The 514-nt window shown below is 60.7% G+C and carries 1 protein-coding gene and 1 pseudogene; both read right to left on the bottom strand.

Annotated features, from left to right (window positions below; genetic code table 11):
• Positions 1-251: pilus assembly protein PilP (locus F8N96_RS34920; RefSeq protein ID WP_150801648.1), on the bottom strand; the 251-nt coding region annotated here is incomplete at its 3' end.
• Positions 248-514 (bottom strand): annotated as a pseudogene (gene pilO, locus F8N96_RS34915) (type 4a pilus biogenesis protein PilO); the annotation flags it as partial. The gene F8N96_RS34920 and the pseudogene pilO, both read right to left, overlap by 4 nt.

Here is a 514-nt window from a genome sequence, read left to right as displayed (position 1 = left end):
ACGTTACGTGAGCCCCTGCGTTGAGCCGCCAGATCAGTGCTGATCTGCGGTGAGAACGGGCTGCGCAGATTCGCCGCGTTGTAAGTGAATGCCGGGTAAGACCGGAATACCGGCGTTGGTTCAATCCTCCCCGGCCCATGCAGGCGCATTTCGTTCATGTACGCATCCAGATCGGTGTAGTCATCGCCTGCGCCACAACCGGACAGGGCAGACAGCAACACCACCACCGAAAAACAATGTGCCGGGCTCATTGATGCTGTCCCTTGTCGCTGTAGCGGTAAGTGTTGGCGGGGATGGTCAAGCGCCGCTTCGGACCACCTTCGGGGCTGACGGGCGCAAGACCGAAATCGTGCAAGGTGGCGATTCGCGGCAACCCGGCCACACCACTGACGAAGGTAGCCAGGTCGTGGTAATCCCCGGTGACCGTGATCTGGATCGGCAGTTCGATGTAGAACGGCTGGGCGACCTCCGGCAGCAACTTGATCTCTTCGAACTCCAGGCCACTGCCCAGGCC

Source organism: Pseudomonas fluorescens (assembly GCF_902497855.1).
Lineage (GTDB): Bacteria > Pseudomonadota > Gammaproteobacteria > Pseudomonadales > Pseudomonadaceae > Aquipseudomonas > Aquipseudomonas fluorescens_BI.
This window is presented reverse-complemented; position numbering and strand designations above follow the sequence as displayed.